Here is a 13130-nt window from a genome sequence, read left to right on the forward strand (position 1 = left end):
ACTTGAGGAAGCCGTCGACAGCCGAGGTGGGGAGGCGCATCTGGGACTTGAGGAAGCCGTCGACAGCCGAGGTGGGGAGGCGCATCTGGGACTTGAGGAAGCCGTCGACAGCCGAGGTGGGGAGGCGCATCTGGGACTTGAGGAAGCCGTCGACAGCCGAGGTGGGGAGGCGGAACTGGGACTTGAGGAAGCCGTCGAGGGCTCTCTCGGACACTCGATCGTCTCCCTGCCTAGATCGACCGGCCTGATCTCAGCGAGCCGCCAGGCGAAATCCTACTGGAAGCTCCCCTCGTTCCTCGTGCAACCCGCGGTCGCGCGCGATCACCACCAATGGCGGCCATAATTCTTGATCTTTGCAGGGCAAGGGCCGGTAGTCAGCCACGCGCTCGCGGACTGCCCTGCGGGCGGCCTCCGGCCGTCCTCGGGCGCCCGCAGCGCGTCATCCGGAAGTCAGCGGATCGTCAGCGAACGCCGTACCGCGTGGCGACACTCGATCATGCTCGACGGCACGACCGATGCGTCTGACCACGCGGTACGGCACTTGATCACACTCGCCGCTACGTCAGGTCACTTTCCCCCCGACGGGGGTCGTCCCTTTCCGGCGGGAACGCTCCGACACAGGTCACAGGTCGTCGCCATCCCCGTGGAAGCCGCTCTCCGGAGGCGGATTCTCGGCCGGAGGCAGCAGGGAGGCAGCAGAGCTGTCGAAGGCCGCCAGGACCCGGGCGGCGTAGTCGTCCGGGGCTGTGCGTATAACGATTCAGCGTCGTCGACGCCTGCTCGTGGCCCATGACCCGCTGCACCAAGTCGAGCGGGACGCCGTCGGTGACCAGCCAGTGGCGTAGGCGTGCCGCAGGTCGTGGAACCGCATCCCGCCGGAAGCCCTTCGTTGCCACGCAGGCGACCGCTTCCCGCTCGGTGGTGAGCTCGGCGGACCACTCGACACCCTCCCGGTCCGGCCAGGCGGCGCGGTACCGATGCGGACCGGTGTTGAGGAGCTGGCCGAGCAGCCCGGCACACACCAGCGAGGGCAACCAGACCCGGCGGCGGAAGTTCGACCGGCGCAGTGGGCGCGCCCGACCCGGTCGCGAGCGAGCAGGGCCGCACAAGCCCGCGGTCAGGACGCAGGCATGAGGCCGAGGGCAGCCAGCAGCAACATCGGGACGGCCAGCAGGACCACGCCCAGCATCACCGGCGCGCCGAGGACGCCGAGGATAGCGACCCCTTTCCGAAGCCTGTTGCGCCGTGAGTAGGAGATCGCCAGGACACCGTAACCAGCTGCGATCAACAGGAAGAACAGCACGTAAGCGACTCCGGCCAGGTCGATCTGGTCGGCGCTGCCAGCCAGGCCCGAGGCCATGCCGACCGCCTGCACCACGCTGCCGAGGGCGTACACGCCGAGCAACGCAAATGCTCCCCACAGCAACACGCCCAGATGCGCCGGAGAAAGAACCCTCGGGCGTTTGGCGACCGATAACAGTGCCACCGCCACGCCGATCACCTTCAGCCCGGTGACGAGCCAGTTCATCACGGCGATCGCCGATGCGTACTCGGCATAGGGGCCGTCGGCGAAATGGGCGGTCACCTCGAAGAAGACGTTGACGGCCGCGAACCCGATGCAGCACAGGGCCACCAGCTGACCGGTCACGGTTACAGCGACGCCGGGGCGCGCAGGGGGCTGGGGGCGATCGGTCGGGAGCGCAGTGGAGTCCATGCCCCCAGTAGACGCAAATCCGGCAACGGAGTCCTCCCCATCACGGGGGAGTTTGGCGGAGCGGCACGGCCTGGTCATCTACGACCCTCAGGGTGAGGATCAGGACCTTGCGGTTGTCGGGACCCCCGTCGCCCGCCGCGAACCGCCGCCGAGCAGCTGTACGTACCTACCATCCAGACCGTGGATGACCGTATCGGCCTACCCGCATCGGGGGCTCGGGGTGAACGGCGATTCGTCGAGCGCCTTCGTCTGGCGTTCCTCGCATCCGCCGTGGTCATGATGTTGCTGACGGCTGCCGCTGGCGGCCTGTGGTGGAGTCGCCGAGATGCCGCGATAGATGCGAACGCTCAGCAGGCCGACAAGATTGGATGTCCGATCTTTGGGGCGGACGCGGACCGCGGCTCGTTCTGTGGCGACCACGCGCAAGACGGAAGCCGTCGAGCCCTCATCTCCGACGAACAACGCCAGCAAACCGAGGACGTGGCCAGATCCGTGCGTACCGCCGCTTCTCATGCCGGCTGGTGCACCTCGTCCAACGACCTCACATGCGCGCGACGACCACCGTCCCATCCGCCAACCGAACAGGACGTCGAGGCGGCGCGGCTCTGGCTGGGGCGAACCGGGGCGTCAGCCGTTGACGCACGACTGGCCCGGGAAGGTGATCCTGTTCCGGTCGGCTCTCTGTTGTACGCGGCACGGTTCGGGGCGGTGTGCGTGGTCGGCTACGTGGAATCGGTGCCTGGAGGTGCCGGCGCCCACCGGACAGTCGGCCTTCTTTCGAACGGCAACTGTCTATAGCCGCGGCAGTCGCACAGCGCGGACGCCATCTCGAGTCGCAACGCGTGCGAACGGTAGGACAGGGCACACCGTCTTGTAGGCGAGCGGTCAGGCAGCGAGGCAGCAAGGGCCGGGGGCTCTCCGCGTGCCGGCACAGGTGTCACGGCCAGGTCTGGGCCCCGGCGTCGAAGACCTCCGGTGGGCTTTCCACCGGCAGGACGCAGACCAGATGCCCGCCGGGTACGCGCAGCACCTGGCACTCCTGCCACTGCGCGACCCGCGTGGCGCCGAGGGCGACGAGGCGAGCCGTCTCGGCCTCGACGTCGTCGGTCTCGAAGTCGAGGTGGAATCGGGGCTCGTCGTCGACCTCCTGCACGGCGGTGACCAGCCCGGGCAGGGCGTCGTGCAGGCCGATGAACTGCGGGTACGACGGGTCGGGCTCGGCTGGGACGCCCAGGGCTCCCGACCAGAAGGCCGCCGCCCGGGCCGCCTCCGCACGAGGGGTGTCGATCAGGATGGCGTACACACGACTGCGATGCATGCAGCGCAGGCTATCGATTCGTACGGCCCGTCGGGTACCCGCGCCGCCCCGGCGGCAGGCGGGGTGTTTCGCGAGCTGGGAGGCGCTGCGGCCCGCCGGCGTCCATAGCAGATCGACTCGCCCGGCGGGCGTTGTCCACAGGGCGCGCGGTTGTCCACAGATTGTGGGGCACGGGGCGGCGTTCGGGGTGGCGTCGGAGCAGGGTCTCGGGTCAGCAACCCCGAGCCCGACCGCTGGAGGCCGCGATGCCACCCCGTACCTCCGTCCCGCCGCACCGGCCCCGGCCGCTGCTCGTCACCTCGGACGGCGACCTGCTCGACGACCTGCTCCGGCTCGCCGCGGCGGGCGGAGTCGAGGTGGAACTCGCCGCCGACCCCGCCGCGGCCCGCACCCGCTGGCTGCCGGCCCCGCTCGTGCTGGTCGGCGCCGACCAGGCCCAGCCCTGCCTGCGGGCGCGGCTGCCGCAGCGGCCCCGGATGGTGCTGGTCGGGCGGTCCGGGGAGCTCGATCCCGGCTGGCAGGTCGCCGAGCTGATCGGCGCGGAGCACGTGGCGACGCTGCCCGCCGCCGAGCCCTGGCTGGTCGACCGGTTCGCCGAGTGCGGGCCGGAGGGCGTCGAGCGGGGCGGCGCCCGGATCGTCGCGGTCCTGGGCGGGCGGGGCGGCGCCGGGGCGAGCATCCTGGCGGGCGGGCTCGCCGTCACCGGCGCCCGGGCCCGGCTGCGCACCCTGCTCGTCGACGCCGACCCGCTCGGCGGCGGGCTCGATCTGGTGCTCGGCTGGGAGCAGTTGGAAGGGCTGCGCTGGCCGGCGCTGACCGGCGCCGACGGCCGGGTGGACGCGCCGGCGCTGGTACGGGCCCTGCCGAGCCGGGGCGACCTGGTGGTGCTCTCCTGGGACCGGGGCGACCTGCTCGCCCTTCCCGCCCAGGCGATGGCGGCGACCGTCGACGCCGCCCGGCGGGGTCGGGACCTCGTGGTGGTCGATCTGCCCCGGCAGCTGGACGACGCGGCCGTGACCGCGCTGCAGGCGGCGGACCAGGTCTACGTGGTGGTCCCGGCCGAGCTGCGGGCCACCGCCGCGGCGGCCCGGGTGGTGGCCGCCGCCGCCCCGCACTGCACCGCGATGTCGGTGATCGTGCGCGGTCCGGCACCGGGCCGCCTGGGAGCGGCGGAGGTGGCCCGGGCGCTCGGGCTGCCGCTGGCCGGCACGCTGCGCCCGGAACCGGCGCTGGCACGCGGGTTGGAGCGGGGTGAGGCGCCGGCCGCGCACGGCCGAGGCCCGCTGGCGGCGCTCTGCCAGCGGATCGTCGCCGAACTGACCGGCGCGCCGGCGGCGGGTGCGGCATGACCGGGCCGTCCGAGGGCGACACCCTCGCCGCGCGGGTGCGACAGCGCATGGCCGCCGCGGCGACGCCGGTCACGGCCGCCGCGATCGTTTCCGCCGTACGGGCGGAGCCCACCGCCGCCGTCCTCGGCGACACCGCCGTGCTGCGGATGGCCGACCAGGTGCACGACGATCTGGTGGGAGCCGGTCCGCTCGCCCCGTTGCTGGCCGATCCGGAGGTCACCGACGTACTCGTCAACGGCGTCCGGGTCTGGGTCGACCGGGGGCGGGGCCTGCACCAGGTCGCGGTGCCGATCGGCACGGTGGACGACGTACGCCGACTCGCGCAGCGGCTCGCCGCCAGCGCCGGTCGGCGGCTCGACGACGGTTCCCCGTGCGCGGACGCCCGGCTTCCCGACGGCACCCGGCTGCACGCCGTGCTGCCGCCGGTGGCGACCGACGGGCCCTACCTGTCCCTGCGGACCTTCCGGCAGCGGCCCTTCACCCTCGACGAGCTGGTGAGCCGGGGGACGGTTCCCCGACCGGTGGCGCCGGTGCTCTCCGCCGTGGTGGCGGCCCGGCTGGCGTACCTGGTGACCGGCGGCACCGGCTCCGGCAAGACGACCTTGCTGAACACGCTGCTCGGACTGGTCCCCGCCACCGAACGGATCGTGCTGGTGGAGGACGCGGCCGAGCTGCATCCCCGGCACCCGCACGTCGTCGGGTTGCAGGCGAGGACGGCCAACGTGGAGGGCTCCGGCGCGGTCGGTCTGACCGACCTCGTGCGGCAGGCCCTGCGGATGCGGCCCGACCGACTGGTGGTCGGCGAGTGCCGGGGCGGGGAGGTGGTCGACCTGCTCGCCGCCCTGAACACCGGCCATGACGGCGGAGCCGGCACCCTGCATGCCAACGCCCCGTCGGACGTGCCGGCGCGGCTGGAGGCCCTCGGGATGCTCGGCGGACTGCCCCGTCCCGCGCTCCACGCCCAGGTGGCCGCCGCACTCCAGGTGCTGCTCCAGGTGCGCCGGAACACCGAGGGGCGCGTACTGGAATCGGTCTGCCTGCTCCTGCCGGAGGGCCCGGACCGGCTGGTCACGGCAGTTCCCGCCTGGGTGCGCGGGCGAGGGCCGGACCGCGCCGCCCGGGCGCTCGCCGACCTGCTGCGGGAGCGGGCCGTACCGGTTCCGCCGGTCCTGACCGAGCCGTGGCCCGGATCGGCGGGTCCGAGGTGACCGCCCCGTACGCGCTGCTGGCGCTGCTCTCGGTCCTGGTCACGGCGGTGCTGGTGGTTGGGGCGGTGCGTGGTGGCCGGATGCGGCGGGGCGTGCTGGCCGCCGGCGTCGGCGGGAGCGCGCGTGCCGGCCGGGAGGACCCGCTCGTCGCCTGGGTCACCGAGTTGCGCCAGACACCCGGTTGGGGCGTGGACGGCACGGCGGCGCGCACCGGCGAGGGCGTTCCTCGCCCGCAGGCCGTCGGTCGCCGCGACCCGCGCGACGAGTCCCGGGCTCGCCTCCGGCAGTCGCCGGCAGGCCCGGACGTCCCGGCCAGCGGCACTCCCGGAGGTGGGTGCGAGCCGGAGGCCTCGGCCACCGACCTTCACCTGCGCCTTGACGACCACCCGAGCGCCGAGGCGTTCGGTGGGGATCGGTGGGCGTCGCGGGACGTGGTCGACCGGTCGCCCTGGCCCTGGCCGGCCGGGGACGACCGTGGCGCTGAGCGAGGAGGGGATGGCGATCCTCGGCTGACGCGACCCGCGGGCCCGAGCCGACCCGTGCGCCACCTCGCCTACCGGGACACGCCACGCGGTGGCGGAGACCCCGGTCGGGTCCGGCCACCCGGTCGGCGGGACGCCCGACGCCCCGGCGGCACGCCCGCCCCGGCGGCTATCCCGCCGCGCCGGCCCGGCGCGGTGACCGATCCGCCCGGCGAGGGCCGGCGACCGGGGTGGCTCCGGCCGGACGCGCTGGCGGCGTCCCCCAGGCGCACCCTGCTGCTCGCCGCGTCGGCCGGCACCGGAGCCGGGCTGCTGCTGGGTGGTCCGGTCGCGGCGGTGGCCGTCGGCGCCTACGGCACGCTGGCCGCTCGCGCGCTGCTCCGACGCAAGGACGGCCGGTACGCCGTCCGGGCCCGGCGGCACCGGCTGGATCAGCTCTGCGGGCTGGCTGCGGACCTCCGGGCCGGCCTGCCGGTACCGGTCGCCGCCGAGCGGCTCACCCCCGGCCCGGCAGGGACCGATCGCGGATCCCCGGGCGGCGACACGGCGGCCCGCGACGAGCGGGGCGGGGCACGACGCCTGGATCGACTGGCCCGCGCAGCCGTACGCCTCGCCGACCAGACGGGCGCGCCGCTGGCGGAGTTGCTGGAGCGGATCGAGGCGGACGCCCGCTCGGCCGACCGTGGACTGGCTGCGGCGGAGGCCCAGGCGGCCGGGGCACGGGCCACCGCTCTGCTGCTCGCCGCCCTGCCGCTCGGCGGCATCGGGCTCGGCTACGGCATCGGCGTCGATCCGGTGGCGGTACTGCTGCACACCCCCGTCGGTGGTGCGTGCGCGGTCGTCGCCATCGCGCTCCAGGTCGCGGGACTGTTCTGGGCCGAGCGGCTCGGCGCGTCGCCGGGACGGGTGAGCTGATGCCCCGGATGGCGCTGGCAGCGGGCTTCGTGGCGGCGGCGATCCTGCTCGCCGGGATGCTCGCGGCGGGGCGGCGGCCCCTGCGCCGGCTGCGCGCGCTGCGCCGGGCGCCGGTCGGCGTGCACCCGGCCGCCTCGCTCCGCCGACCGGTCGGTCCCGACGACGACCCGACCGATGACGTCCCGCCTCGGCGTCGGCCGGACGCCATCCGCGTCGCCGCCGGTCTGGCCGGCGTGGCCGTGGCCGTCATCGTCGGCGGCTGGCCCGGGACGGTGGCGGCCCTGCCGACGACGCTGCTGCTCGACCGGCTGCTTCGTCGGATCGAGCCGCCGGCCGTACGGAACCGGCGGCTGCGCGAGGCGGCCGATCTTCCGCTCGCCGCCGACCTGCTGGCGGCGGCCATGCGGGCGGGAGCGCCCGTGGACAGGTCGATCCTGGCCGTGGCCGGGGCGCTCGACGGTCCGCTCGCCGACCGGCTCGCCCGGGTCGGTCGGCTGCTGCGGCTCGGCGGCGGCCCCGAGGAGGCGTGGGCTCCGCTCGCGGCGGTGCCGGGAGCCGAGCGGCTGACCGCCGCCGTGCTTCGCAGCGCGAACAGCGGAGCCGCGCTGGCCGGCGCGCTGACCCGACTCGCCGACGACCTCCGCGCCGACCGCTCCACGGCCGCGGAGGCGGCCGCCCGCCGCGCCGGCGTGCTCATCGTCCTGCCGCTGGGGCTCTGCTTCCTGCCGGCCTTCATTCTCGCCGGCCTGGTGCCGGTGATCGTCGCCGTCCTCGGCGACGTGCTCTGACCATGTCGAGAAAGGACAGGAACGTGCGCAAACTGCTCTCCCGCCTGCGCGGGGACGCCGGAATGAACACCGCCGAGTACGCCGTCGGCACCCTCGCCGCGGTCGCCTTCGCCGGGATCCTGCTGAAGGTGCTGACCTCCGGCAACGTGCAGTCCGCGTTGACCGCCGTCATCGACCGGGCGCTCAAGTGACCGGGCGCCGGCCGGCCGGCCGTGACCGGGGTTCCTTCACGGCCGAACTGGCGGCCGGCCTGCCGGCGCTCCTGCTGCTCCTGCTCGCCGGGCTGTCGGCGGTCAACGCCGTCGGCACGAGGGCGGGTTGCCTGCACGCGGCCCGGGAGGCGGCACTGGCTGCCTCCCGGGGCGCCGACGGGGCGGCCGCTGCCAGCCGGGCGGCGCCGCCGGGAGCGGAGGTGACCGTCACCGTCGACGGCCAGCGGGTCGTCGCCAGCGTCCGGGCACCCGTACGCGCGCTCGGCTCCCGGCTGCCCCGGATCTCCGTGACGGCGACGGCGGTCGCGGCGGTGGAACCCGGTGTCGTGGAGACGGACGCTGTGCGGCCCGGTGTCGCGGAGCCCGCGCCCCCGGGCGTCGAACCGGCGGAGGACGGACCGTGACGGGACGGATCGCACGCTGCGACCGGCAGAACCCTGACCGGCAGGGCGACGGGCCCGGCTGGCCCGGCTGGCCCGCGACCCCCACCGGGGTGGAAGTCCGTGAGAGCGCGGCGGGAGTGCGGGGAAGCACGACGGTGGTGCGTGAGGGCGCGGTGGCAGTGCGGTGGCAGCGCAGGGGGAGCGCGGCGGGAGTGCCGGGAAGTGCGGTGGGGCGGACGGGGGAGCGTGGTGGGGCGACCGTCTGCCTGCTCGCCGTGGGGCTGGCTTTCGTCATGGTCGGGTTGTTCGGTGCCGCCGTCGGCGCGGCGCGAACGGCCCGGCAGCAGGCCCGGGTGGCGGCGGACTTCGGCGCGCTGGCCGGTGCCGGCGAGGCACTCCTGGGCGAGCCGGCGGCCTGCGGCCGGGCTGCCGAGATCACCGCCGCCAACGGTGGCCGGCTGCTCGCCTGTCGACTCGACGGCCTCGACGTCCTGGTGACCGCAGAGGTGGCCGTCACCCCGCTGCCCGGCCTGGCGCGGGTCGCGGCGGCCAGCGCCCGCGCCGGCCCGGTCCGTGGCTGAGCGGCAGGCGGCACGTGCCGGAGGAACCGCGGGAGACGTGACGCACTCGACGCCACGACGCACTCGACCGGGCCGGGGCGACGGAAGTCGGCACCCCGACCCGGGTGGGTCAGCGTCCCTGGAGGGCGTCGAGGGCGACGGCCATCGCGATCACGACGCGGCGGTCGACCTGCGGGTTGTGGATCTGGACGACGTACCGGTCGCGCAGGCCCCACTGCTTGATGACGGAGAAGACCGGCTGACCGCCGGCGACGAAGTCGAAGTGGTAGGGCAGCCAGGACAGCGAGTCGACGAACCGGCGCAGCAGCGCCACGGGCATGCTGCGCTCCTGGCCGGTGACCTGCGGCAGGCCGGCCTGCTCGACGTGCCAGGTGGACCGCAGCAGGGACTGGGCGAAGTCCTTGCGGAACAGGCCGATCGGGTTGCCGGCGTGGTCGGTCACGTCGTACGTGGCGCCGATGTCGAGGCGCTGGCGGGCCTTGAACCCGAGCAGGGGCTGCTGCTTCGAGTCGTCGGTGTAGATCGTCACCTGCTCCTTGAAGGCGAGCCGCTTCTGCTGGGCGAACGCCAGCAGGCCACCTTCGGAGCCGTCCGGTGCCACGGCGTGGACCTCGTACTGGTTCACCATCATCCGGAGCCGTTGCCGGATGTGGAACTGCTGCTGGGCCTGCAAGTTCTCGAGTTGCATGGGTTCTCCTTCGAGGGGTCGCCGGAGTGTCGCACAGCTTCACCCGTGCCGCCGCCGACAGGTCACGCGTCCCTCCCCGCAGGCTACGCGGCCCGTCCTGCCAGCACGCGGCGGTTCCCGCCGGCCCCCGCCACCCCGCCCGGACCCTGCCGCGCTGCCCGACCCGTACCGTGCCGGCCGTGGCGGTGCCGTCCGGCCGTAGCCCCGCCATGGCCGTAGCCCCGCCACGGCCGGAACATCGCTTCGGCCGTGCTGTGCGGTGCGGAGCGGGTTCACCGGCCTCCGTCGACGGTGGCCTTGAGCGCCCACGCGTTCAGGACCTGGTGGATGCTGCGCAGCCGCTCGTTGATCTGCTCCAGGCGCTCGGCCTGCGCCAGGCTGGCGAGCGCGGTGCCCAGGGCGATCTGCTGGTCGGGAGTGAGTTTCTCCTGGTCGATCGTGTAGAGCAGGTCGACGGTCTCGGCGATGGTGTCGGCCACGACTCCTCCTTCGACGGGAAGCACGGCAAGGGTCCGCGAGCAGCGATGGAAGCGCTCCCACGTATTCGTTTGCCCCGAGCGAAGGGTTTCTATGCCTGCCTTCCACCACCCGGGACAGGGCGGCCTCCGAGCTGGTCTCCACCATCCGGGGCGGGGCGCCACCCGGAACTCCGGGGCCGCCCGGGGCGGCGTCGTCGGGAGCGACGCGTTTCCCCCGGACCGTAGGGCCGCCCGGAAGCACGGCATCCCGAGCCGCACGGCCTCCCGGAACAGCGACATCGCCGCCGGACGAACTGACGGAAGAGCCGCCGGGCGAGCCGCCGGACGGAACGCCGGGCGAGCCGCCGGACGAAATGCCGGACGAACTGACGGACGGAACCCCGGACGAGCCGCCGGGCTATCTGACGGACGGAACCCCGGAAGGGCCGCCGGACGAGCTGAGGGACGGAACCCCGGGCGAGTCGCCGGACGAGCTGACGGGCGAGTCGCCGGACGGGCGGGGTGCCGGTACGCCGTCGGGCAGGTTCGCGAGCACCACGTCCAGCACCTTGACGGCGTCCGGCTTGGAGAGCGGGTTGTTGCCGTTGCCGCACTTCGGGGACTGCACGCAGGACGGGCAGCCCGCCTCGCAGCCGCACTCCGCGATCGCGTCGCGGGTGGCCCGCAGCCAGGCTGCCGCCGTCCCGTACGCGCGCTCGGCGAAGCCCGCCCCACCCGGGTGCCCGTCGTAGACGAAGACCGTCGGGGCCTCGGTGTCCGGGTGCGCCGCCGTCGACAGTCCGCCGATGTCCCAGCGGTCGCAGGTCGCGGTGAGCGGCAGCAGACCGATCGCGGCGTGCTCGGCGGCGTGCAGCGCGCCCGGTACGTCGGCGGGTTCCACGCCGGCGGCCGTCAGGGACTGCGGTGACAGGGTGAACCAGACCGCGACGGTACGCAGTTCCCGGGCCGGCAGGTCCAGCGGGCGGGTGTCGATGACCTCGCCGGTGGCGATCCGTCGCCGCTGGTACGAGACCACCTGGCTGGTCACGTCGACCTCGCCGAGGAAGAGCCCCACGGGGCCGGCGTCCACGTACGAGCGCACGCTCACCACCGACAGCGAGGTGACGTCGCGGGCGTGGGTGGACCAGTCCGGCTCCTCGGGGTGCACCAGCGCGCACCCGTCGGCCAGGTCGAGCGAGTCGACCACGTAGGAGACGCCCTGGTGCAGGTAGACCGCGCCGGGGTGGAGCAGGAAGTGCGACGAGCCGCCGTCGACGGTGCCGAGCAGCCGACCGGTCGCCGCCTCCACCACGCAGACCGGCACGCCACCCCCGCCGCGCAGGTCCACCTCCGGCCGCTCCCGGTGCCGCCAGTACCAGCCGGTCGGCCGCTGCCGTAGCGCCCCCGCCGCCACCAGTTGGTCCACCGCCTCCTTCGCCCCGTCGCCGAAGAGTGCCAGGTCTTCGGGGGTCAGCGGCGCCTCGACCGCGGCGCAGGCGAGCTGCGGTGCCAGCACGTACGGGTTGGCCGGGTCGAGCACGGTCGCCTCCACCGGCCGCCCGAAGACCGCCTCGGGATGGTGCACGAGGTAGGTGTCGAGCGGGTCGTCCCGGGCGACCAGCACGGCGAGCGCCTCCTGCCCGGAGCGCCCCGCCCGGCCGGCCTGCTGCCACAGGGAGGCGCGGGTGCCCGGGTAGCCGCAGATCAGCACCGCGTCGAGGCCGACCAGGTCGACGCCCAACTCGAGCGCGTTGGTCGAGGCCAGTCCGAGCAGGTCGCCGTGCAGCAGCGCCCGCTCCAGTTCGCGTCGCTCCTCGCGCAGGTAGCCGGCCCGGTAGGCGGCCACCCGGTCGCCGAGCCCGGGCACCGCCTCGTCGAGGGAACGGCGGGCGTTCGCCGCGACCACCTCGGCGCCGCGCCGGGAGCGTACGAAGGCCAGCGTGCGTACCCCCTCGGCGACCGTGTCGGCGAGCAGGTCGGCCGTCTCCCGCAGCGCCGACCGGCGAACCTGGGTGAGGTCCGCCTGCTGGTCGGCGGCGGAGTCCCGTGGCAGCAGCGGCGGCTCCCAGAGCGCGAACGTCACCCCGCCGCGGGGCGAGGTGTCCTCGGTGACGGCGGTCACGGGCACCCCGGTGAGCCGGCCCGCCGCCGTCGCCGGGTCGCCGGACGTGGCCGAGGCCAGTACGAAGACGGGTGTGCTCCGGAACCGGGCGCACTGCCGCCGCAGCCGGCGCAGCACGTGCGCGACGTGCGAGCCGAAGACCCCCCGGTAGGTGTGGCACTCGTCGATCACCACGTACGTGAGCCGGCGCAGGAAACCGGACCACTGGGCGTGCCCGGGCAGGATGCCGTGGTGCAGCATGTCGGGGTTGGTCAGCACGAACCGGGAGTGCTTGCGGATCCACTCCCGTTCGGCGCGCGGCGTGTCCCCGTCGTAGCAGGCGGGGCGTACCCCCTCCAACTCCAGCGCGGCGACGGCGCGCAACTGGTCGGCGGCGAGCGCCTTCGTCGGCGCCAGGTAGAGCACGGTGGCCCGGGGGTCGGCGAGCAGGGTGGCCAGCGCGGGAAGCTGGTAGGCCAGGGACTTGCCGGACGCGGTGCCCGTGGCCACCACGACGTGCCGGCCGTCGTACGCCAGGGTGGCCGCCTCCGCCTGGTGCCGCCAGGGCGCGACCACGCCACGTCGGGCGAACGCCGCGCGCAGTTCCTCCGGTGCCCAGTCCGGCCACGGGGCGGGCTCGCCGGCCCGTGCCGGCACCCGCTCGACGTGGGTGACCGGGTCGGCGCCGGCGCGGGCACGCAGCCGACCCAGCAGGTCGGCGGGCGCCGGGCCGGAGTGGTCGGACGACGGCTTCAGGTCGTGGCGCGGCGCCGGGTGCGCCGAGCTGAAGCCGTCGGTGGTCACGTCCTGCACTCTCGCACTGGTGTTCGGAGATGGAAAGCGGGGGGCCGGGGTAAGGGGAGGCTCCGCCGGTGAGCAGAGCCGGTCTCCGGCGGGGATGGTTAGATGCCCAGGAGAGTTTACGGCTCTTGC

The 13130-nt window shown here is 74.6% G+C and carries 14 protein-coding genes; 8 read left to right on the plus strand and 6 right to left on the minus strand.

Annotation, left to right across the window (positions count from 1 at the left end; all coding sequences use genetic code 11):
* Together RM555_RS03715 and RM555_RS03720 are read right to left on the minus strand one after the other, a co-directional pair.
* The coding region (locus tag RM555_RS03715) for a hypothetical protein (RefSeq protein WP_311410455.1) at positions 1 to 214 on the minus strand (214 nt) is incomplete at its 3' end.
* A 903-nt stretch (positions 215 to 1117) separates the two neighbouring features.
* On the minus strand, positions 1118 to 1648 hold the full coding sequence (locus RM555_RS03720) for a hypothetical protein (protein ID WP_311410456.1): 531 nt from the start codon (positions 1646 to 1648) through the stop codon (positions 1118 to 1120).
* A 246-nt stretch (positions 1649 to 1894) separates the two neighbouring features.
* Between RM555_RS03720 and RM555_RS03725 the strand changes: the two genes are divergently transcribed.
* Complete coding sequence (locus RM555_RS03725; RefSeq protein WP_311410457.1) at positions 1895 to 2512, plus strand: hypothetical protein; 618 nt, start codon at positions 1895 to 1897, stop codon at positions 2510 to 2512.
* Positions 2513 to 2651: 139 nt separating this feature from the next.
* Here RM555_RS03725 and RM555_RS03730 read toward each other — a convergent pair whose 3' ends face one another.
* Positions 2652 to 3032, minus strand: coding sequence for a VOC family protein (locus RM555_RS03730; protein WP_311410458.1), 381 nt, complete (start codon positions 3030 to 3032; stop codon positions 2652 to 2654).
* Positions 3033 to 3277: 245 nt separating this feature from the next.
* Here RM555_RS03730 and ssd point away from each other — a divergent pair, with 245 nt between their 5' ends.
* The 7 genes from ssd (at position 3278) to RM555_RS03765 (ending at position 8950) form a co-directional block, all read left to right on the plus strand.
* Positions 3278 to 4381, plus strand: coding sequence for a septum site-determining protein Ssd (ssd, locus tag RM555_RS03735; RefSeq protein ID WP_311410459.1), 1104 nt, complete (start codon positions 3278 to 3280; stop codon positions 4379 to 4381).
* Positions 4378 to 5589 (plus strand): TadA family conjugal transfer-associated ATPase, encoded by a 1212-nt coding sequence (locus RM555_RS03740; RefSeq protein ID WP_311410460.1) that lies wholly within the window; start codon positions 4378 to 4380, stop codon positions 5587 to 5589. Before ssd ends, RM555_RS03740 begins: the two co-directional genes overlap by 4 nt.
* Positions 5590 to 6020: 431 nt before the next feature.
* Positions 6021 to 6986 (plus strand): hypothetical protein, encoded by a 966-nt coding sequence (locus RM555_RS03745; protein WP_396888687.1) that lies wholly within the window; start codon positions 6021 to 6023, stop codon positions 6984 to 6986.
* Positions 6987 to 7042: 56 nt separating this feature from the next.
* Positions 7043 to 7774 carry a type II secretion system F family protein gene (locus RM555_RS03750; protein ID WP_311410687.1) on the plus strand — a complete coding sequence of 244 codons (732 nt, stop codon included), beginning with the start codon at positions 7043 to 7045 and terminating at the stop codon, positions 7772 to 7774.
* Positions 7775 to 7776: 2 nt separating this feature from the next.
* Complete coding sequence (locus RM555_RS03755) at positions 7777 to 7965, plus strand: DUF4244 domain-containing protein (protein WP_311410461.1); 189 nt, start codon at positions 7777 to 7779, stop codon at positions 7963 to 7965.
* Entirely contained in the window at positions 7962 to 8390 is a 429-nt protein-coding gene (locus tag RM555_RS03760; RefSeq protein ID WP_311410462.1) for a TadE family type IV pilus minor pilin, read from the plus strand. The genes RM555_RS03755 and RM555_RS03760 overlap by 4 nt, the downstream gene beginning before the upstream one ends.
* 206 nt (positions 8391 to 8596) lie before the next feature.
* Entirely contained in the window at positions 8597 to 8950 is a 354-nt protein-coding gene (locus RM555_RS03765) for an Rv3654c family TadE-like protein (RefSeq protein WP_311410463.1), read from the plus strand.
* Between the two features lie 109 nt (positions 8951 to 9059).
* On the opposite strand, the gene RM555_RS03770 is transcribed toward RM555_RS03765, so the two are convergent.
* The 3 genes from RM555_RS03770 to RM555_RS03780 form a co-directional block, all read right to left on the minus strand.
* Positions 9060 to 9638, minus strand: a complete 579-nt coding sequence (locus tag RM555_RS03770; protein WP_311410464.1) for an LURP-one-related/scramblase family protein — start codon at positions 9636 to 9638, stop codon at positions 9060 to 9062.
* A 272-nt stretch (positions 9639 to 9910) separates the two neighbouring features.
* Positions 9911 to 10117: a hypothetical protein gene (locus tag RM555_RS03775; RefSeq protein WP_121397051.1), complete on the minus strand. Its 207-nt coding sequence runs from the start codon at positions 10115 to 10117 to the stop codon at positions 9911 to 9913.
* Between the two features lie 397 nt (positions 10118 to 10514).
* Positions 10515 to 13010 carry a DEAD/DEAH box helicase gene (locus tag RM555_RS03780; protein WP_396888666.1) on the minus strand — a complete coding sequence of 832 codons (2496 nt, stop codon included), beginning with the start codon at positions 13008 to 13010 and terminating at the stop codon, positions 10515 to 10517.
* Positions 13011 to 13130 lie beyond the last annotated feature (120 nt).

Origin of the sequence: Micromonospora reichwaldensis (genome assembly GCF_031845925.1) — a bacterium.
In the GTDB taxonomy this organism is placed as follows: Bacteria; Actinomycetota; Actinomycetes; order Mycobacteriales; family Micromonosporaceae; genus Micromonospora; species Micromonospora reichwaldensis.

What these genes read in the sequence shown, in the direction of transcription:
- RM555_RS03730 (WP_311410458.1), bottom strand. Translation starts at nt 3,032, where the DNA reads ATGCATCGCAGTCGTGTGTACGCCATCCTGATCGACACCCCTCGTGCG.
- ssd (WP_311410459.1), top strand. Translation starts at nt 3,278, where the DNA reads ATGCCACCCCGTACCTCCGTCCCGCCGCACCGGCCCCGGCCGCTGCTC.
- RM555_RS03740 (WP_311410460.1), top strand. Translation starts at nt 4,378, where the DNA reads ATGACCGGGCCGTCCGAGGGCGACACCCTCGCCGCGCGGGTGCGACAG.
- RM555_RS03750 (WP_311410687.1), top strand. Translation starts at nt 7,043, where the DNA reads ATGCTCGCGGCGGGGCGGCGGCCCCTGCGCCGGCTGCGCGCGCTGCGC.
- RM555_RS03755 (WP_311410461.1), top strand. Translation starts at nt 7,777, where the DNA reads ATGTCGAGAAAGGACAGGAACGTGCGCAAACTGCTCTCCCGCCTGCGC.
- RM555_RS03770 (WP_311410464.1), bottom strand. Translation starts at nt 9,638, where the DNA reads ATGCAACTCGAGAACTTGCAGGCCCAGCAGCAGTTCCACATCCGGCAA.